Annotated in this window: 17 protein-coding genes; 9 read left to right on the forward strand and 8 right to left on the reverse strand. The window is 70.9% G+C overall.

Annotation, left to right across the window (positions count from 1 at the left end; all coding sequences use genetic code 11):
* The 9 genes from OU415_RS29650 to OU415_RS29690 form a co-directional block, all read left to right on the forward strand.
* Positions 1–716 (forward strand): beta/alpha barrel domain-containing protein (locus tag OU415_RS29650; RefSeq protein ID WP_270952666.1); only part of this gene is annotated, 716 nt, incomplete at its 5' end.
* Positions 717–836: 120 nt separating this feature from the next.
* Positions 837–2,219: a 2-hydroxycarboxylate transporter family protein gene (locus OU415_RS29655; RefSeq protein ID WP_270952667.1), complete on the forward strand. Its 1,383-nt coding sequence runs from the start codon at positions 837–839 to the stop codon at positions 2,217–2,219.
* A gap of 152 nt (positions 2,220–2,371) precedes the next feature.
* Entirely contained in the window at positions 2,372–3,043 is a 672-nt protein-coding gene (locus OU415_RS29660; protein ID WP_270952668.1) for an IclR family transcriptional regulator, read from the forward strand.
* Between the two features lie 426 nt (positions 3,044–3,469).
* Complete coding sequence (locus OU415_RS29665; RefSeq protein WP_270952669.1) at positions 3,470–4,816, forward strand: RraA family protein; 1,347 nt, start codon at positions 3,470–3,472, stop codon at positions 4,814–4,816.
* On the forward strand, positions 4,816–6,237 hold the full coding sequence (locus OU415_RS29670) for a TRAP transporter large permease subunit (RefSeq protein ID WP_270952671.1): 1,422 nt from the start codon (positions 4,816–4,818) through the stop codon (positions 6,235–6,237). The genes OU415_RS29665 and OU415_RS29670 overlap by 1 nt, the downstream gene beginning before the upstream one ends.
* A 23-nt stretch (positions 6,238–6,260) precedes the next feature.
* Complete coding sequence (locus tag OU415_RS29675) at positions 6,261–6,557, forward strand: hypothetical protein (protein ID WP_270952673.1); 297 nt, start codon at positions 6,261–6,263, stop codon at positions 6,555–6,557.
* On the forward strand, positions 6,550–7,530 hold the full coding sequence (locus tag OU415_RS29680; RefSeq protein ID WP_270952674.1) for a cyclase family protein: 981 nt from the start codon (positions 6,550–6,552) through the stop codon (positions 7,528–7,530). Before OU415_RS29675 ends, OU415_RS29680 begins: the two co-directional genes overlap by 8 nt.
* Positions 7,531–7,639: 109 nt before the next feature.
* Positions 7,640–8,371 (forward strand): IclR family transcriptional regulator, encoded by a 732-nt coding sequence (locus tag OU415_RS29685; protein WP_270952676.1) that lies wholly within the window; start codon positions 7,640–7,642, stop codon positions 8,369–8,371.
* Positions 8,372–8,556: 185 nt separating this feature from the next.
* Positions 8,557–8,886 carry a hypothetical protein gene (locus tag OU415_RS29690; RefSeq protein ID WP_270952678.1) on the forward strand — a complete coding sequence of 110 codons (330 nt, stop codon included), beginning with the start codon at positions 8,557–8,559 and terminating at the stop codon, positions 8,884–8,886.
* Between the two features lie 177 nt (positions 8,887–9,063).
* Here OU415_RS29690 and OU415_RS29695 read toward each other — a convergent pair whose 3' ends face one another.
* From OU415_RS29695 to OU415_RS29730, 8 genes are all read right to left on the reverse strand, one after another.
* Positions 9,064–9,867, reverse strand: coding sequence for an SAM-dependent methyltransferase (locus OU415_RS29695; protein WP_270952679.1), 804 nt, complete (start codon positions 9,865–9,867; stop codon positions 9,064–9,066).
* A 118-nt stretch (positions 9,868–9,985) separates the two neighbouring features.
* A complete protein-coding gene (locus OU415_RS29700; protein WP_270952680.1) occupies positions 9,986–10,570 on the reverse strand; it encodes a TetR/AcrR family transcriptional regulator in 585 nt (194 codons plus the stop codon).
* A complete protein-coding gene (locus tag OU415_RS29705) occupies positions 10,570–12,159 on the reverse strand; it encodes a long-chain-fatty-acid--CoA ligase (protein ID WP_270952681.1) in 1,590 nt (529 codons plus the stop codon). The genes OU415_RS29700 and OU415_RS29705 overlap by 1 nt, the downstream gene beginning before the upstream one ends.
* A gap of 21 nt (positions 12,160–12,180) precedes the next feature.
* A complete protein-coding gene (locus OU415_RS29710; protein ID WP_270952682.1) occupies positions 12,181–13,335 on the reverse strand; it encodes an acyl-CoA dehydrogenase family protein in 1,155 nt (384 codons plus the stop codon).
* Entirely contained in the window at positions 13,316–15,094 is a 1,779-nt protein-coding gene (locus OU415_RS29715; RefSeq protein ID WP_270952683.1) for an acyclic terpene utilization AtuA family protein, read from the reverse strand. The genes OU415_RS29710 and OU415_RS29715 overlap by 20 nt, the downstream gene beginning before the upstream one ends.
* Positions 15,091–15,894: a TIGR03084 family metal-binding protein gene (locus OU415_RS29720; protein ID WP_270952684.1), complete on the reverse strand. Its 804-nt coding sequence runs from the start codon at positions 15,892–15,894 to the stop codon at positions 15,091–15,093. The genes OU415_RS29715 and OU415_RS29720 overlap by 4 nt, the downstream gene beginning before the upstream one ends.
* A complete protein-coding gene (locus tag OU415_RS29725; protein WP_270952685.1) occupies positions 15,894–16,655 on the reverse strand; it encodes an enoyl-CoA hydratase/isomerase family protein in 762 nt (253 codons plus the stop codon). Before OU415_RS29725 ends, OU415_RS29720 begins: the two co-directional genes overlap by 1 nt.
* Entirely contained in the window at positions 16,652–18,637 is a 1,986-nt protein-coding gene (locus OU415_RS29730) for an ATP-binding protein (protein ID WP_270952687.1), read from the reverse strand. The genes OU415_RS29725 and OU415_RS29730 overlap by 4 nt, the downstream gene beginning before the upstream one ends.
* Between the last annotated feature and the right edge of the window lie 3 nt (positions 18,638–18,640).

The raw sequence follows: 18,640 nt of genomic DNA on the forward strand, positions 1-18,640 counted from the left end.
CGGGGCACCCGGATCGCCCACCGGTACGGCCCGCGGCTCCGATCGGCGACGCGCTGGCCGGGCTCTACGGTGCGATCAGCGCGCTGATGCTCCTGCTGGCCAGGGCGCACGGGCGGCCGCACGCCGGTGTCACCGACGTGTGCGTCGTCGTGTCCGCCGCCGAGGGGCACAGCAGGGCCAACGCCGGCCGCACCGTGGCCGACGCGCTGGCCGACCTCGACGGCGTCGTGGCCGAGCACCCGGAAGTGAGGTTCACCGGCGGAGTGGCGACCGCGTTCGTGTGCCCCTTCGACGGCGATATCGCACCGGCGCGGCTGGCCGAGGTCGCGCGTGCCTATGCCCGGATCGGCATCACCGATCTCGGTCTCGCGGACACCCTGGGGACCGCCGATCCGCAGCACGTCGTGCGCTCGGTCGGCGCGGTGCGGGAAGCCGTTCCGGACGCCGCGGTCGGCCTGCATCTGCACGATGCTCTGGGGCAGGCCCTGCGCACGGTCGACTTGGCCCTGGGGCTGGGCATCACCCGGTTCGACGCCGCCACCGGCGGCTACGGCGGCTGTCCGTTCGCACCCGGTGCGCACGGCAACATCGCCACCGAGCTCCTCGTGGAGCACCTCCACGAGCGGGGAGTGGGCACCGGCATCGACGTCGGCGTGCTCGCGGAAGCCCTCGCCGCAGTCGAGAACGCGCTCCTCCGCGGCAGCCCGATCAGCTGATCGGGAGCACATCGGCGGTCGGCCCGCGCGTGGCGGGCCAGCACACCACTCGCATTCGCGTTTGCGCGATCACCTTCACACTGTCTGTCGGCCCGAGGCCGATGCGTTTGGGAGACAACGATGTCCACATCCCACGACAGAATCCCAGCCCCTTCGGAAGCGCGGCCGGACCGCGCCGCCCCCGAGCGCCAGGTTCCGTTCCTGCTGCGCGGGCCCCGCCTCGCCGGCCTGCCGGCAGCGGTGTTCCTGATCGGCGCCGGTGTCGTGCTGGCCGCCGCGCTGACCGACAACTTGCCCAATTCCCTGCTGTCCGGATTCGCCGTCACGATGCTGTGCGGTGGTCTGCTGATGGCGGCCGGTCACCAGGTGCCGGTTCTGCGGGACTACGGCCTGCCGACCATCCTCTGCACGTTCATCCCGGCGATCCTGCTGTTCTTCGGCCTCTTCCCGCAGACCGCCGCCACCGTGGTCAGCAGTTTCGTCGAGGACAGCGGGTTCCTCGACTTCCTGGTGATCACCATCATCGCGGGCAGCATCCTGGGCATGCCCCGAGCGTTGCTGCTCAAAGCCGGACCGCGGTTCGCGGTGCCGTTGCTGGGTTGCCTCGTGCTGACCTTCTTGCTGGTCGGCGCGCTCGGCGCAGCGCTCGGATTCGGGTTCGTGCCGGGGATCCTGCTCGTCGCTGCGCCGATCATGGCCGGTGGACTGGGGATCGGCGCGGTTCCGATGTCGCAGATGTACGCCGGAGCCAGCGGCGGCAACGCGGATGCCTTCATGGGCCAGTTGATGTCGGCCGTCGTCATCGCCAACATCCTCTGCATCGTGATCGCTGGCATCTACAACGGTCTCGGCAGGCGCGGAAAGCAGCTGTTCGTCGGTTTCAACGGCAACGGCCAGCTCATGCGGATCCAGCGCCGCGACATCCAGATCGACACCGGTTCCGCCCGCAGCGGCGCCACTTTCGTCGCGCTCGGCCAAGGCCTGCTCATCGCCGGGCTGCTCTTCGTGTTCGGCCAGCTGCTCGGCGGCCTGGTTCCGGTGCTGCACCCCTACGCCTGGACGATCATCGCCGCGGCCGCGGTCAAGATCGCCGGATTGCTGCCCGGGCAGTTGGAGGAGTCGAGCACCTGCTGGGGCGAGATGGCGACCGCGCTGTTCGTGCCCGCCCTGCTGGTCGCGGTCAGCGTGACCTACATCGACATCGGTGATGTCCTGGCCGCGGTCAGCAGCCCGAAGTTCCTCGTTTTAACCGCCGCGACCGTCATCATCGCCACGCTGACCTCCGGTCTGCTGGGCTGGCTGGTGAAGTTCTACTTCGTGGAGGCGGCGATCACCCCGGGCCTGGTCATGGCCGACACCGGCGGCAGCGGCGACGTATCCGTGCTCAGCGCGGCGAATCGGATGCACCTCATGCCGTTCGCAGCGCTGACCAACCGCCTCGGCGGCGCGGTCGTCCTGTTCATCACCTCGCTCATCGCCCCGCTGCTGGCAGTTCCCCTCTGATCCGCTCACCGCGGTCGCCGACACCAACCACTTGACGAGCCGGGACCCGGGAGAGGCATCGACGTCCGCTCCCGGGTCCTGCGGTGAGGGAGCCACTCGCCATGAACGCCAGTCCGCCGCGCCCGGGCGGTTCCCAGCCCTATGCTGGGACGGTGACTTTTGATCCGCTCGCCGGGGCCGAGAGCGGCCCGGTCATCCGGTCCACCGGGGTCGGGGTGCTGGACCGGGTCATCGCCGTCCTCGACGTCGTCGAGGTCCGCCGGCTGACGGCGTCCGAGCTCGGTCGCCACCTGGGTCTGTCCACCCCCACCGCGCACCGGCTGGTGGGGTCGATGATGACGCACGGACTGCTCAGCCGTGACGAGGACGGACGTCTGCGCCTCGGAGCGCGGTTCTCGCTGCCCCACCTGGACCAGGTGATCACACCGGTCCTGTCGACGCTGCAGCAGCAGACCGGGGAGACCGCGCAGGTTTGGGTCCTCCGCGGCGAGCACCGGCTCTGCACGGCCAGCGTCGAATCTCCCGCCGAACTGCGCGCATCGGTCCCGATCGGAACCCTGCTGCCGTTGTCCGCCGGCGGGTCGGCTGCCCGGGTCCTGGGCGAGTCGACACCCGCAGCCGACTGGGTGGAGAGCATCTCCGACCGCACCCCCGGGCTTTGCTCGGTGAGCGCCCCGGTTCGGCTGCCTTCAGGCGAGGTCGTCGCCGCGGTGTGCGTCTCCGCGCCGCTCCTGCGGGTCGGCGACGACGGCCCCGGTGCCCGTTACGGCGATGACGTCCTCGCGGCAGCCGCGCAGCTCTCGGACGCGCTCCACCGGCACTGACCGGCGCGCGTCCGCACCTCCCGCCTGAGGTCTCCTAGCTGGATCGGGCCGGGATCGAATCGCAGCTGCCGTGCAGCCGCAGCGATGTTCTCCACTTCTGTCGCCCTCCGGGCGAGTCTCTGCCGAGCCCGGAAGCGTGCGTGCGGCCACGAAAAGGCTTGGCCCGACACCGAATGCGGGCAACCCCGGCATGCATCGGCGCACTGGAATCGAATGTCCATTGTGGACTAATGATCGTCCGGCGCTTCTGTCGAATCCGTGGCGTCGGTGTTCGTCAACGCTGCGCGGTCGACGAGCCGAGGAGGCGTCCCGTCGTCTGGGCGTCGAGATCCCCCTGCTCGAAATGATCTGTTGACCATCCTCTCATCTTGCGGCAATACTACTCACACATTGAGAGTACTTACCACTGTGTGAAAAGAGTATGGCATGCGTGCTTCAGTGCTGGGGCTCGGTGAGGCCGGGAGCCTGTACGCTTCCGGGCTGGTCAAGCAGGGTTGGACGGTCTCGGGCTACGATCCGGCCGACCACGCCACGCCGCCCGGAGTCGTCAGAGCGAGCACTCCGGGGGAGGCCGTCGACGACGCCGAGGTGGTGCTGAGCCTGGTGGGCGGATCAGCAGCGCTCTCGGCGGCGGAATCCGTCGAAGCGTTCCTCCACCCGGACGCCGTCTACGCGGACATGAACGCGGGCGACCCCGCGGTGAAGGCGCAGATCGCGGCGAGGGTCGGCGAGGACCGGTTCGCCGATGTCTCGGTGATCGGTTCGGTGCCGACCAACGGTGAGGCCACGAGCGTGGTCATCAGCGGAGCGGGTGCGCAGGCGGCTGCGCGCGTGTTCGCCGCTCTCGGCGCCGAGGTCGAGAACATCGGAGGCCGTCCGGGCGAGGCCACTGCGCGCAAGTTGCTGCGCAGCACGTTCATGAAAGGTCTTGGCGCGTTGATCGTGGAATCCGTTGCCGCGGGCCGTGCGGCCGGGGCGGAGGAGTGGGTGCGCGAGCAGATCTCCAACGAGCTCAGCGGGGGAGCGGGCGCGCTGGACCGGCTGCACGACGGCACGTACAAGCACGCCAAGCGGCGCTCCGTCGAAGCCGATGCGGCGACGGCACTGCTCGACTCGCTCGGCCAGCGGCCGATCCTCACCCGCGCCACCGCTGAACTGCACCGCGGTCTGGCCGATGCGGCGCAAGCCCCGGTCGAAGACGTGCTGGCCGGGTACGCCGGGCTGGCCGTGGCCAACATCGGTGACGCGCGCGACCGGATGGGCATGCTCGACGGCGGAATCCACTCGCTGTGGAAGGGGGCCCGGTTGGTCGGGCGGGCCCGCACGGTGTCGGTGCGCAGCGGGGACAACCTGGCGGTGCAACGCGCGGTCGCGGTTTCCCAGCCCGGTGATGTGCTGGTCATCAACGGTCAGGGCGACACGAGCCGTGCGCTGATCGGCGAGTTGATCGCCGAGCGCGCCAAGGCGCGGGGCGTCGTGGGCATGGTCATCGACGGTGCCGCGCGGGACGTCGTCGAGCTGGAGCGCATCGGCTTCGGCGTGTGGGCTCGCGGAGTTTCCCCGGCCGGCCCGTACAAGCACGGCCCGGGGCAGCTGGACGTGCCCGTTGCCGTCGGGGGTGTGGTGGCCTGCCCCGGGGACGTGGTGGTGGCCGACGACGACGGCGTCATCGTCGTACCGGCGGCCGAGGCCGTCGCCAGTTTGCTCGGCGGTCGTGCCGTGGAAGCCGACGAGGCGCAGCGCCGCGCCGCGATCCTCGCCGGGAGAGCGTGATGGCGGGGGTGTGGGCGCTGGTCGCGTTCGTCGGCGTCATCATCATCTGGAACGCGGTGTTCAAGCGGAACATCGGGGAGGCCATGATCCTCGGCTTCCTCGCCGTCTGCGCGTTCGCCCTGTTCGGCGGGGTCGAAGGTGGCGGGTCGCCGCTGGAGTCCATCGGTGCCGCGGTGCTCGAGGCCATGCAGGAGGAAGTCACCTTCGCCGGGCTGGCGTTCGTGTTCATGAGCTACCTGCTCACCAGGACCCCGGTGCTGGACAAGCTGATCGACCTGCTCAACTCCGCGTTGGGCCGGCTGCGCGGCGGACCCGTCTACACCGCCACCGTCGCAGGCGGCATCTTCGGCGCGATCGCCCACGTCGGCGCGGCGGTGACCGCCGCGGTCGGATCCGTGACCGTGCCGTGGATGAAGCGCTCCGGCGTCAAACCGGAGCTCGCCGCGACCGTGGTCGCCGGCGGTGCCGGGATGGGGGTCACCTTCCCGTTCTCCTCGACGATGTTCATCCTCGTCGGCGGTCTCGCCGCCCAGGGCATCATGCAGCCGGACGAGATCGTCAAACCGCTGGCGCTGGCCGGGCTGTGGTGCCTCGGTTACCGCTTGGTGCTGGTGTTCTTCCTCGTTCGCCGGCACGACATCGAGCCGATCTCGGCGGCGGATCGGACGCCGTTCGGGCGCAGCCTGCGCACCGGGTGGACGTCGCTGCTGCTGTTCGTGCCGATCCTGGTCCCGCTGCTGCTGACCCGCGGACCGATCGCCGAGCTGCTCGGAACCTACTCCGGCGTGGGCGAGTCACTGAAGAAACCGGTCGAGCTCGCCGACGGCACCACCCTGCCCGCGCAGGCCTACGCGATGCCGGACGTGATCAGCCTGATCACCTGGATCCCGGTGCTGATGATCGTGCTGGTGCTGCTCCTCGGCCGGAAGCACCTGCCCCGCAGCGCGTCCGGCTGGTGGTCGACGGTGGCCAAGGCCGCACCGTCGTTCGGCGTCATCGGCATCACCATCGTCGCGGCGTTCTCGGCGTCGAACCTGCTCGCGGACCTCGGACTGGCCGACCAGCTCAAGACCGTGCTCTCCGGCCTGCAGGCGCCGGGTTGGATCATGGCCATCGCGATCGGCGTGATCATCGTGGCCATCGCCATCCCGCTCACCGCGAGCGCGACCATGGCGGCAGTCGGTCCGGTGGCGGTCGCCGCACTGGTCGGAGCCGGGATCCCGGCCCCGATCGCGGCTGCCGCGGTGCTGATCTTCGCTTCCACGGAGGGAGCATCACCGCCCTCCGGGGCGCCGATCTACGTCGCTTCCGGCATCGCCCGAGTCGATCCGGTCAAGACGTTCCTCCCGCTGCTGAGCTACTACTGCCTGCCGATCCTCGGCGTGGGCGTCCTGATCGCCATCGGCGCACTCCCCGTTTAGCCGAATCTGGAGGCAACTCGACGATGAGTTCCACGACAAGTGCTCCCGCGCCGACGTCATCGGCCCGCCCGACCCGCATCGCGACGGCCCTGTTCGTCATCTCCGTGGTGTTCTTCCTGATCGCGGGTGCGGCCATCGTGATCGGGCAGATCGCGATCCTCGCCGCTGGTGATGCCACGGCCGCCCGCCACTGGGCCAGCGCGCTCGGCCCGTACGCGTTCGGCGGCGCCTCCGTCGCCGGTCTGCTCTCGTTCGCCCTGTCCTACCGCCGCGGCGGTGGGGACGCGGCCGACGGCGAACGCGAGGAAGCGGATGACTGAGATCAGTCCGGGTGTGCCCGCGTACGCGCAGCTGCGCGGGCACACCCCGCCCGGCTCCAGCTGGGGCGTGTTCCCCGAAGATCCGGAACGGGGCATGGCCAATTTCGCCGGCGCTCGCCAAGTGCTCGAGGCGGCCGCCTCGGTGGAGCGTGGCGCGGTGTTCTCCCTCGACCACGCCCTCGATGCGTTCGATCCGCCGATGGCCCGCGCCCGCAAAGCCCCGCAGCACGAGCTGCTGTCCAGCCATGCGGAAGCGCGCGACGACGTGCTCCGCGAGTTCTACCTGCAGGCCACTTCGCAGGTCGATGGGCTGCGCCACCGGCGGGCCTCCGGCCACGGGTTCTACAACGGCGTCGGCGACGACGAGATCCGGCCGGGCACCGAGGCGTTGGGCGTGCAGCGCTGGGCGGAGAAACCGATCGTCGGCCGCGGTGTTCTCATCGACGTCGAAGGTCTGCTCCGCGCCGAGGGGCACCCCGTCGACCACCGAACCGGTCCGGCGTTGGACGTCGACGTGCTGGACCGGGCCCTTCGCGCCCAAGGCGAGCAGGTGCGCCCCGGGGATCTGGTTCTCGTGCACACCGGTTGGGCGCGCTGGTTCCTCGACGCCGAGCCGGACGTGCGCGCCGAAGTCCGCGACGCCCGCCGGGCCACGGGCTTCCGGCAGAGCCTCGAACTGCCCGCCTGGCTGTGGGACCACCGGATCGCCTTGTTCGCCACCGACACCTTCGCCGTGGAGGTCCTCCCCGTGGTCCCCGACAGCCCTTACACCGACAGCGCGCCCGAGGACGCGGGGATGATGCACCAGGAGCTGATCGCCAAGCTCGGCGCTCCGCTCGGCGAGCTGTGGAACCTCACCGACCTGGTCGCCGACAGCCGCCGGACGGGGCGGTGGGACGCATTGGTGGTGGTCAAGCCCCTCCACCTCGTCGGTGGAGTCGGCTCACCGCCCAATGCGACCGCCTTGCGCTGACCCGCGTTCGTGGGCATGTTCACCACTGTGTGGAAAGATGGAAGGGAGGTACCGATCTGAGGGGAGTGCCCACCCGCCCATGGAAACGGCCAAGTCACCGGCGACCAGCATGCGATCGCTCGAGCGCGCCATCGACGTCCTCGAAGTGCTCGACACGAGCCGCCACGCCTTGCGGCTCAGCGACATCGCTCGCCGCGCCGACCTTCCCGTGGCGACCACGCAGCGCATCCTCAACGTGCTCGAAGCCCGCGGGCGGGTGGAGCGCGACGCCACCGGCTACCGCCCCGGACTCGGCCTGATCTTCGGGGCGCACGCCTACCTCGCCACCAGCCCGCTGCTCACCGCGGCCCGGCCGGTCCTGCAGGACCTCGCCGCGGAAACCGGGCTGACCGCCTCGCTGTTCAAGCGCATCGGCTGGTCCCGCGTGGTGCTCGCCCGCGTCGACGGAGCACGGCCGCTGCGCTACGAACTCCCCATCGGAGAGCGCCTGCCGCTGCACCTCGGCGCGGGCAAAGCGCTCGTGGCCCACATGGGCGCGGAGGAGCTCGACCAGTTCCTCGCGCAGCTCGGCGACCACACCCGCGCCGACGGGACCACGATCGAGCGGGACGAATTCCTCAACGATCTCAAGCAGATCCGCGACTGCGGCTACTCGCACGCCCGCAACGAACGCGAACCCGGGATGGCCTCCGTCGCGGCACCGGTCACCGAAGGGGAGGGCAGCACGACCTCCGCGGTGCAGGTCTCCGGCTCGCAGGACGACATCCCGCCGGACCGCATCGCGAGCCTCGGCATCGAGGTCCAGCGCGCGGCCTACGCCATCACCCGCCGAGCTTTCTGACTCGACACCTTCGTCGCTGCCGCAACCAGAACGGGGCCGCTCACGACCGCCTTCCGAGTGAGCGCAGGCGGTCGGTAAGGGTCGAAGGGCCCTACGTGCCATCGCGAGCGGACGGGCACGCTCGAGTCGTACGCGATCGGGCCCGCCCGCGACGTGCGTGCGGGCCTCGCGGGACGGGGGGCGTCATGACCACCACACCTGTAGACCACCCGCTGGAGACGCTGTACCAGGCCCGCGAGGTGATCCAGGCCGCGATCAGCGCAGCCCAGCAGCAGACGCCGGAGCAGATCAGCGACGACCTGGCCTGCTACGCGGCGGTGGACATGTCGATCGTCCAGGAGTTCCGGGCGCTGGCTGCCGTTCTGGCCGACAAGACCCGGACGTCGGGCAGTCCCACCGTGCGCCTGTCCCACGCCAGGTTGTGCGAGATCGTCGCGATGTTCGACCAGATCATCAACTACGTCGAGCGCCACCGCGCGGACATCGAGGCTCTCCGCTCACGATCGCTCAGATGACGCACCCGGCGGCACGCGGTCTCCAGGGGCGGTGAGGACCTCGTCGAGCAGCTCGCGCGGAGCAGCGCTTCTACCTGGTGGGCCGACCTGGAAAGCGACCCAGTCGTTCCGGAGACCGGAACGGATCCGCGCTGACCTGCGGGGTCGTGCTTGGCAGGTCAGCGCGGATCCGCCGGGTCAGGGCACTCGGGCGACTGCGCCGTAGCCGAGCGGTTTGGCCGGGTCGTCCAGTTCGACCTGGTCCTGGGGGTGCCACTCCGGCAGGGTGACCAAACCCGGGTCGATCAGGTCGAGGCCGTCGAACCAGCGCAGGATCTCGGCGTGGTCGCGCGGGTACACGGGTTCGCCGGCGGACTCGTAGGCGCCGCGCAGCAGTTCCATCTCCGCGCGCAGCTCCGGTGAGGCGTGTTCGTCGGTCAGGGTGGACACGGCGACCAGCGAGCCGGGTGCGAGGCGCTGGCGGTAGGCGCCGAGCAGCTCCGCCGGTTGTGGGTCCTCGAGGTACAGCAGCACGCCGACGGCGAGCAGGCCGACCGGCTGGGTGAAGTCGAGCAGCCTGCGGGTGTCCGGGTGGTCGAGCACCGCGGGCAGGTCGCGCATGTCGGCCTGGATGATCGTCGCCGTCTCCGAGCCGCCCAGCACGTGCTGGGCGTGGTGGTAGGCCACCGGTTCGTTGTCGACGTAGACCACGCGGGCCGCGATGCCCGCGGCATCGGCGACCTGGTGGGTGTTGCCGACCGTGGGGATGCCGGAGCCGAGGTCGAGGAACTGGCGGATGCCCTGGTCGAGGCAGTAGTGCACGGCGCGGCGCAGGAACGACCGGTTCAACCGGGTCACGGCCGGGATGCTCGGCGCGATGGCCAGCACCTGGTTGGCGAACTCGCGGTCGGCGGCGAAGTTGTGCGAGCCGCCGAGGAAGTAGTCGTAGGCGCGGGCTGCGCTCGGCTGAGTGGTGTCAACGGTCGCTGGTAAAGCTGGCACGGGGTCCCAGATCGACACGGTGCGTCTCCCTCTCGTTCCGGTGGGGTGATCAGTATCGCCTTCGGATCAAGAGCAGCGACGACCGCGGGCACCGGGGCGGGGTTCGGGTACGTGCGGCCTACGCGGGGCAGGCGAGGACCGCCTTCGCCGCCTCGGTCAGCAGGGTGCGCTGGCGGTCTTCGGGCAGCCCGGTGTTGTGGAAGAGCATCGACTGGATGGCGCCGATCGCGGCGTGCACGACGGCCCTGGCCTCGGCGTCGCTGAGGCCGGGGCGCAGCTCGGCCAGCAGGTGCACCCACTCCTCGAGGTACAGGCGCTGCTTGCGCCGCAACCTCCGCCGGTCCTCCTCGGGCAGGTTCTGGATCTCGTTGTGGTACACCTGCGCGAGCTCGCGGTCGGCCACCACGAACTCGACCTGCCCGGCGATGAGCTCGTCCAGCACCTGCTCGAGGTCGGTGACCTCGTGCACGATGCGTTCCTCGTCCCGCAGCAGGCCGTCGATGACCCGGTCGAACAGCGCGACGAGCATGGCCGACTTGCTCTCGAAGTGCCGGTAGATCCCGGAACCGGTGATGCCGGCGGCCGCGCCGATGTCGGCCATCGAGACCGAGTGGTATCCGTTGCGGGCCACCAGGTCGGCCGCTGCGGCCAGGATCCGCTCCTTGCGGGCGGGGTCCCGGACGCGCGCGGGCGCCTCGCTCATCACCGCTCCTCTCGGGTCCGTGCGTAGTGGTCGGCGTAGCTGTGCCGCACCTTGTGCTTCTGGATCTTGCCAGTCGAGGTCTTGGGCAGTTCATCGACCACGATCACCGCCTTGGGCGCCTTGTACGGGTCGATCAGCTCCTTCACCTTCGCGATCAGCGCCTCGCCGTCGATGCTGCCGCCGTTCCTGGGCACCACGATCGCGGTGATGGCCTCGCTCCACCGCTCGTGCGGCAGCCCCACCACGACGACCTCGGCGACGTCCTCGTCCGCCGCGTAGACGGCCTTCTCCACCTCGATGGAGGCGACGTTCTCCCCGCCGGTCTTGATCACGTCCTTGTTCCGGTCGGTGAACCAGAGGACGCCGTCGCGGTCGAAGTACCCCGCATCACCGGAGTGGAACCACCCGTGCGCGAACGCCTTGCCGGTGGCCTCGGCGTCCTTCAGGTACTCGGTCATCGTGTGCGGGCCGCGGTAGACGATCTCGCCCTTCTGCCCCTGCGGCACCAGCGTCCCGTCCGGCGCCATGATCCCGACCTGCACGTTCACCACCGGGGTGCCGACCGCGCCGCAGTGCGAGAGCTGGTGCTCCGGCCGGAACACGGTCGCGGTCGGGCTCATCTCGGTCTGCCCGAACAGCAGGTAGAAGTCGCAGCCGAACTTCTCGAGGCACTGGCGCAGCTGCGCGTCGGGCATGGGCGCCATGGCGTAGCACGCGCGCCGCAGGCTGGAGAGGTCCCGCCGGTCGACGTCCGGGTGCTCCAGCATCGCCCGGTACATCATGGGCAGCGCGAAGATCTGCGTGATCCGCTCCCGCTCGATCAGCGCCAGCAGGTCCGAGGCGTCGAACGCGCGTCGCACGTGGATCGTCGCCCCCACCATGATCGCCGACGTGCAGTGGCAGTTCAGCTGCGCGGTGTGGAACATCGGCAGCATCGCGACGAACCGGTCGTCCTCGGTGAAGCGGGCTTCCAGCGCCATCGTCATCGATTCGAGGTAGATCGCCGTGTGGTTGCCGACCACGCCCTTGGGGAACGACGTCGTGCCGCTGGTGTAGAGGTAGGTGATCGGGTCGCGGTCTTCCACGACGTGCTCGGGCTCGCCCTCTCCGCCGGCCAGCGCGTCGAAGGTGCTCACCGGCCGGTCCAGCGCGACCTCCGCCCCGGTCCCGGGCGCCACGAAGACGTCCCGCACGGCGGGCACCCTGCCCAGCGCGTCGGCCATCGCGGCGGCGAGCTGGCTCTCCACCACGATGCCGCGCGCTTCGGAGTGGTCGAGCACGTAGGCGATCTCGTCGGTGCGCCACCCCAGGTTGATCGGCACGCACACCACGCCGAGCTTGGCGCACGCGTAGTAGGTGACCAGGAACTCCGCGCTGTTCCCACTGGCCAGCGCCAGCGCGTCGCCGCGCGCGTAACCCCGCTCGGACAGCGCGTTGGCCACCCGGTTCACCCACGCGTTGAACTCGGCGTAGGTCCAGCGCCGGTCGCCGTCCACCACGGCGGTCCGCTCGGGATGCCGGGCGGCCGTCCTGGTCAGGCTGTCTCCCACGTTCACCCGGTGGATGAGGTTCGCGTTCAGCTCGGACATCGTCGTCCCACCTCGCGTTCGTCAGTACGACTTGGGCAGGCCCAGCGAGTGCTGGGCGACGTAGTTCAGGATCATTTCCCGGTTCACCGGTGCGATTCGCAGCAAGCGCGCCAGTCCCCAGTACGGCACGAGTCCGAAGTCGACGGACAGGCCGTTGCCGCCGTGGCACTGGATTGCCGCGTCCACCGCGGAAAGCGCGGCTTCGGCCGCCGCGTACTTGGCCATGTTGGCCGCTTCACCCGCCGGTTCGCCCTGGTCGTGCAAGCGGGCCGCCTTGGCGGTCATCAGCGCGGCCAGCTCCACTTCGATCTTGGCCCGCGCCAGCGGGTGCGACACGCCCTGGTGGGCGCCGATCGGCCGGTCCCACACGGTGCGCGCGTTCGCGTACTCGACGGCCTTGTCGAGCACGTGCCGTCCGATGCCGACGCACACCGCGGCGCCGGTCACGCGCTCCGGGTTGAGCCCGTGGAAGACCTGCGCGAACCCGTCGCCCTCGGTGCCCACCAGCGCGTCCGCGGGTACCCGAACGTCGTCGAAGTGCAAGGTGAACTGCCGTTCCGGCAGCGTCACCGACACCGGCAGCGGCTGCTTGACCAGACCGGGTGCGCCGGTGCCCACGAGGAACAGGGACAGCCGCCCGTGGCCGCTGGCCTCGTCGGTGCCGGTGCGCGCGACGACGAGGACGGCATCGGCCTCGTCCACGCCGGAGATGTAGTACTTCTGCCCGCGCAGCACGTACGAGTCGCCGTCGCGGGTCGCGGTGGTGGACAGCCGGTGGGTGTTCGACCCCGCGTCCGGCTCGGTGATCGCGAACACCACCTTGCCGCTCCCGTCGGCCAGCCGGGGCAACCACTCGTCGCGCTGCGCGGCGGTGCCGTAGGTGGAGATCACCTCGCCGCTGATCGCGCTGGACACCAGCAGCAGGAGCAGCGGGCAGCCGCGCGCGGCCGACTCCTCGCACACGATGGCCAGCTCGGTCAGCCCGGCGCCGCCTCCGCCGTAGGCCTCGGGGATGTTGATGCCGATGTAGCCGTGCTCGCCCAGCGCCTGCCACAGCTCGCTGGTCGGTTCTCTGGCCTCGGCCTTCCGCGCGAAGTAGTCGCCGCCGAACTCGGCCGCGATCGCGCTGACCGCGTCGCGGAGCGCGCGGTGCTCGTCACTTTCCTTGAAGTCCACGGGCCACCTCGAGTAGTTCCGTCGGGATGTCGACATGGCGCGACCGCAGGTACTCGCCGAGTCCTTTGGCCTGCGGGTCGGGTCGGCTGGACGAGGCCACGCCGGCACCGAGCAGGCCCACGATCACGAAGTTCAGCGCGTGCAGGTCGGGCAGCTCGTACCGGCGTACTTCGAGGCCCTTCGCCTCCGGGATCAGCTCGGCGAGCCGGTCGGTGGTGAGGAAGTCCCGGAGCCATGCGTAAGTGCGCTCGTCGCGGCCCCAGATCCCGACGTTGGCGTTGCCGCCCTTGTCGCCGGACCGCGCCGCGCACACCGCGCCCAGCGGTGCCCGCTCGCACGGCCCGCTCGGCCCCGGCGTCCGGTCCGCGGGCGCCGGTGCGGTTCGCGGCGGTCCGCTCGGCGAGTGCTCGACCACCTTGCTCGTGCCGTCCGGCAGCACCACGGTGTGCTCGACGACGCTCGCCGGAACCAGCGCGGGCCAGTACACGCCGTACGCGCTTTCGGCGGTGGGCGGGGTGGTGGTGTGGAACCCGGCGTAGCCGCCGAGCGCGAGTTCCATGGTGGCGTTGGAGAACGCCCGCCCGACCTTCTTCGGATCCGGGTCCTTCACGGTGATCCGCAGGTGCGCGCACGCCTGCTCGTTGGTCTCCGCGTCCGCCCGGTCGAACCGGATCAGGCGGGTGTCGACCTCGGCGAACCGGTCCTTGCCGCCGAGGATCTCGAACAGCTGCTGCTCGGCCCGCGCGGCCTTGTCGTCGATGTCGAGGCCGGTGAGCACGAGCGTCATCGTGTTGCGGTAGCCGCCGAGGTAGTTCACCGCGACCTTGAGATCGGGCGGCGGCGGGTCGCCGCGCACTCCGGAGATCCGCACCCGGTCCGGGGCCTCCTGGCTGAGCCGCACCGTGTCGAAGTGCGCGATCACGTCCGGTCCTTTGTAGGCGGGCTCCGCGATCTCGTACACCAGCTGCGCGGTGACCGTGCCGACCGACACCAGACCGCCGGTGCCCGGGTGCTTGGTGATCACCGAGCTGCCGTCGGCGGCCACCTCGGCGATGGGGAAGCCCGGGTAGCGCCGGTCGGTGATCTCGTGCAGCCACGAGTAGTTCCCGCCGGTGGCCTGCGGTCCGCACTCGATCACGTGCCCGGCGACCACGGCACCGGCCAGCGCGTCGTGGTCGCCGCGATCCCACCCGTGCCACCACGCGGCAGGCCCGGTGACCACGGCGGCGTCGGTGACCCGGCCGCACACCACCACGTCGGCGTCGCCGGCCAGCGCTTCCGCGATGCCCCACCCGCCGAGGTAGGCGTTGGCGGACACCGGTTCGACGCCCGCCTCCGCGAGCGGCACGCCGGTGTCCAAATTGGACAGATCATGCCCGTCGCGGACCAGCTCGTCGACGCGGTGCACGAGGTCGTCGCCGTGCACGTAGGCGATCCGGGGCGCGAGGCCCAGTCGCGCGGCCAGCTCGCCGAGGCGGGTGGCCAGCCCGGCCGGGTTCAGGCCGCCCGCGTTGCTCACCACCCGGATGCCCCGGTCCAGGCAGGTGCCCAGCACGTGCTCCATCTGGGTCAGGAAGGTCTTGGCGTACCCGGCCTCCGGGTCCTTCTGCCGCGCCTTCCACAGGATGAGCATGGTCAGCTCGGCCAGGTAGTCGCCGGTCAGCACGTCGATCGGGCCGCCGTCCACCATCTCCCTGGCGGCGGCGATCCGGTCGCCGTAGAAGCCGGAGCAGTTGCCGATCCGCACCGCGCGCGTCATCGGGCGACCTCCTTCCCGGCGGGCTGCCGCCCCGGCCCGGGAGCACCGGCGAAGGCCTGCGCTATCGACATCCACTCGGAGGCGACCGGGCCGCTGATCACCAGGTCGGTGTCGTCGCGGTGCCGCCGCTGCGTGACCGCGAGGCAGAAGTCCAGCGCGCTGCCGGTCACCCGGTCCGCGGCGTCGTCCGGACCCCAGGTCCAGACGCCCCCGTCCGGAGCCGCGAGCTCCACCCGCACCGGCGCGTTCGGCACCTCGAGGCCGTTCAGGGCGAACGCGAACCCGAACGTGCGGATGCCGAGCTCGGCGATGTGCCGCAGCCGGTGCGTGGGCCTGCGCACCACGCCCAGGGTGTCGGCGATGTCCTGCCCGTGCGCCCAGGTTTCCATCAGGCGCGCGGTGATCGAGCTCGCGGCGCTCATGTCCGGGCCGTACCAGGGAACTCTCGCCTTCGGGTCGAGGCCGGTGAACGTGTCCAGCAGGTTCTGGCGCGCGGTGGCCAGCCAAGCGGAGAGCTTGGCCGGGGTGAGGTGCCGGTAGCGCTCCGCGATCCGGTCCGGGAACGCCGCGCCCAGCGCGAGCAGTTCGGCAGCGGATTCGCGGAACCGGTCCGGTTCGGTGGCCGCCTGGACGGCCGCCTCGTCGAAGTACGCGAGGTGGCTCACCTGGTCCCGGACGGCCCATCCTTCGGCGGGGGTCGGCGCCTCCCAGTTCGCCGGGGTGGCAACGGTCAGCAGTGCGGTGAGCACGTCGGTCTCCGCGCGCAGGTCGGCCAGCAGGTCTGGCAACGAGATGGGCATCAGGCCCCCTTCCACTGCGGGGTGCGCTTGTCGCGGAACGCGGCGGGGCCCTCCTGCGCGTCCTTGCTCAGGTAGACCGGCTCCCAGATCCGCTCGGCCTCCGCCAGCGCGTCGGGCAACGGGTGGTCGGCGACCAGGCGGACCGTGCGCTTGGCCGCGCGCACCGACAGGGGAGCGTTGGCGGCGATGCGCTCGGCGAGCCGTTGGGTGGTCCGCGCCAGCTCGGCGGCCGGCACGACCTCGTTCACCAGCCCGACTTCGCGGGCTCGCTCGGCGTCGATCGGGTCGCCGGTGAGCAGGACCTGCATCGCGATGCGCGGCGGGATCAGCCACGGCAGCGGTGCCGCCCACGGCGCGCCGCGCCCCACCTTGGCTTCGGTGATCGCGAACCGGGCGTGGTGGGCGGCGACGCACAGGTCGCAGCACTGCGCGAGCAGGAACCCGCCGGCGTAGGCGACTCCGTTGACCGCGGCGATGGTCGGCTTCTCGACCTGGATGTTCCGCCCGAACTGGGGCACGAAGTCCGGCGGCGGCACTTCGAGGCCGGTCTCCGCCATCTCCTTGAGGTCGCCGCCCGCGCAGAACGCCTTGTCCCCGGCACCGGTGAGCACCAGCACCTTGGCGTCCTCGTCGTCGTTGAACCGCTGCGCGCCTTCGAACAGCCCGTCGCGCACTGCCTTGGACAGCGCGTTGCGCGCCTCCGGCCGGTTGATGGTCAGCCACGCGACCTCACCCCGGAGCTCGTAGGTCACCTCGTTCACGGGGCCTCCTCCACGACAGCGAGCACCGCGCCCGTCTCCACCGTCTGTCCTATTGCAACGTTCAGCTCGGTGACCGTTCCGTCGTGCGGCGCGGTCACGCTGTGCTCCATCTTCATGGCTTCCAGCACCACGACCGGCGTTCCGTGCGCGACCGCCGCGCCGGTGTCCACCGCGACCCGCACGACCGTGCCCGGCATGGGCGCCAGCAGCGACCCCGGTGCCGTGCGGGACTGCGGGTCGGGGAACCGGGGTAGCTCGGTGAGCGTGGTCGCGCCGAGAGAGCTGTCGGCGTAGAAGACATCGCCGACGCGCTGCACGCGGACCGCGCGGCGCACGCCGTCGACGGTCAGATCAACCAGGGACTCGGAAGCCGCGTGCAGGACCACCTCGCCGAGGACTTCCGCACCCACCTCGGCCTCGACGATCCGGCCTGCTATCCGGTAGCGGACTTCGATCTCATCGTCCTCATAGGACAGCTTCGCGACCTGCGGGCCGTTCGGCACGTTGCGCCATCCCGAAGGTGCGGACGCCAGCACCGGCGCAGTCGCCCGCCGCTCGGCCTGCCCGGCCAACGCCGCCGCGAGCGCGTGCAGCCGCACGACTTCCGGTGCGGTGCGGGCGAGTTGAGCCGGGTCGTGCCGATCGAGGTAGCCGGTGTCGATGGCGCCGGAGCGGAACTCGGGTTCGCGGAGGATGCCGACCAGGAGTTCGCGGTTGGTCACCACGCCGTGCACCCGCGTCTCGTGCAGTGCCCTGGCCAGGCGCCGGCACGCCGCGTCCCGCGTCGGACCGTGGGCGATGACCTTGGCCAGCATGGGGTCGTAGTGCACGCCGACCTCCGAGCCATCGGCCACGCCGGAGTCCACCCGCACGCCCTTCATCGGCGGCACGTCGAACCGGGCCAGCGAGCCGGTCGCCGGGAGGAACCCCGCGCCGACGTCCTCGGCGTAGAGCCGGGCCTCCACGGCGTGGCCGGAAACGGTCGCGGTGAGCGCTTCGTCGGGGAGCGGTAGGCCGTCCGCCACCTGCAGCTGCAGCCGCACCAGGTCGAGGCCGGTGACGAGCTCGGTGACCGGGTGCTCGACCTGCAGGCGGGTGTTGACCTCGAGGAAGTAGAACCGGCCGTCCTGGCCCAGGACGAATTCCACCGTGCCCGCGCCGACGTAGCCGATGGCCTTGCCCGCGGCCACCGCGGCCTCGCCCAGCCGCGTGCGCAGCGCATCGTCCACCGCGGGCGACGGCGCCTCCTCGATGATCTTCTGGTAGCGCCGCTGGATCGAGCACTCCCGCTCGAACAGGTGCACCACGGTGCCGTGGGTGTCGCCGAAGATCTGCACCTCGACGTGGCGAGGCGCGTCGACGAAGCGCTCCAGGAACACCGCCGGGTTGCCGAACGCGGCCTGCGCCTCCCGGCGCGCCCCGGTCACCGCGTCGAAGAGCTCCGAGGGGTCGCGCACCACGCGCATGCCCCGCCCGCCGCCGCCGTAGGAGGCCTTCACCAGCAACGGGTATCCGATCTCCGCGGTCACCCGCGCCGCGAAGTCGTCGGCGTCGACCTCGGTGTCCGAGTCCAGGGTGATGCCGGGCAGCACGGGAACCCCGGCAGCCGCCATCAGCTCCTTGGCGCGGATCTTCGAGCCCATCGACTCGATGGCCTGCGGGGAGGGGCCGACGAACGTGATCCCGGCAGCCGCGCAGGCGCGGGCGAACTCCGCGTTCTCCGACAGGAACCCGTAGCCCGGGTGGATCGCGTCGGCGCCCGTGCGCCGGGCAGCGTCGATGATCGCCTCCGCGCGCAGGTAGGTGTCCGACGGCGCGTTGCCGGGCAGGTGCACGGCCTCGTCGGCGTCGGCGACGAACGGCGCGCCCGCGTCCGCGTCGGAGAACACCGCGACCGGAGCGATGTCGCACTCGCGCGCGGTGCGCATGATCCGGGAGGCGATCTCGCCCCGGTTCGCGACGAGCAGCTTGGTGATGGTCATGGC

This window comes from Saccharopolyspora oryzae (assembly GCF_027853915.1).
GTDB lineage: Bacteria > Actinomycetota > Actinomycetes > Mycobacteriales > Pseudonocardiaceae > Saccharopolyspora > Saccharopolyspora oryzae.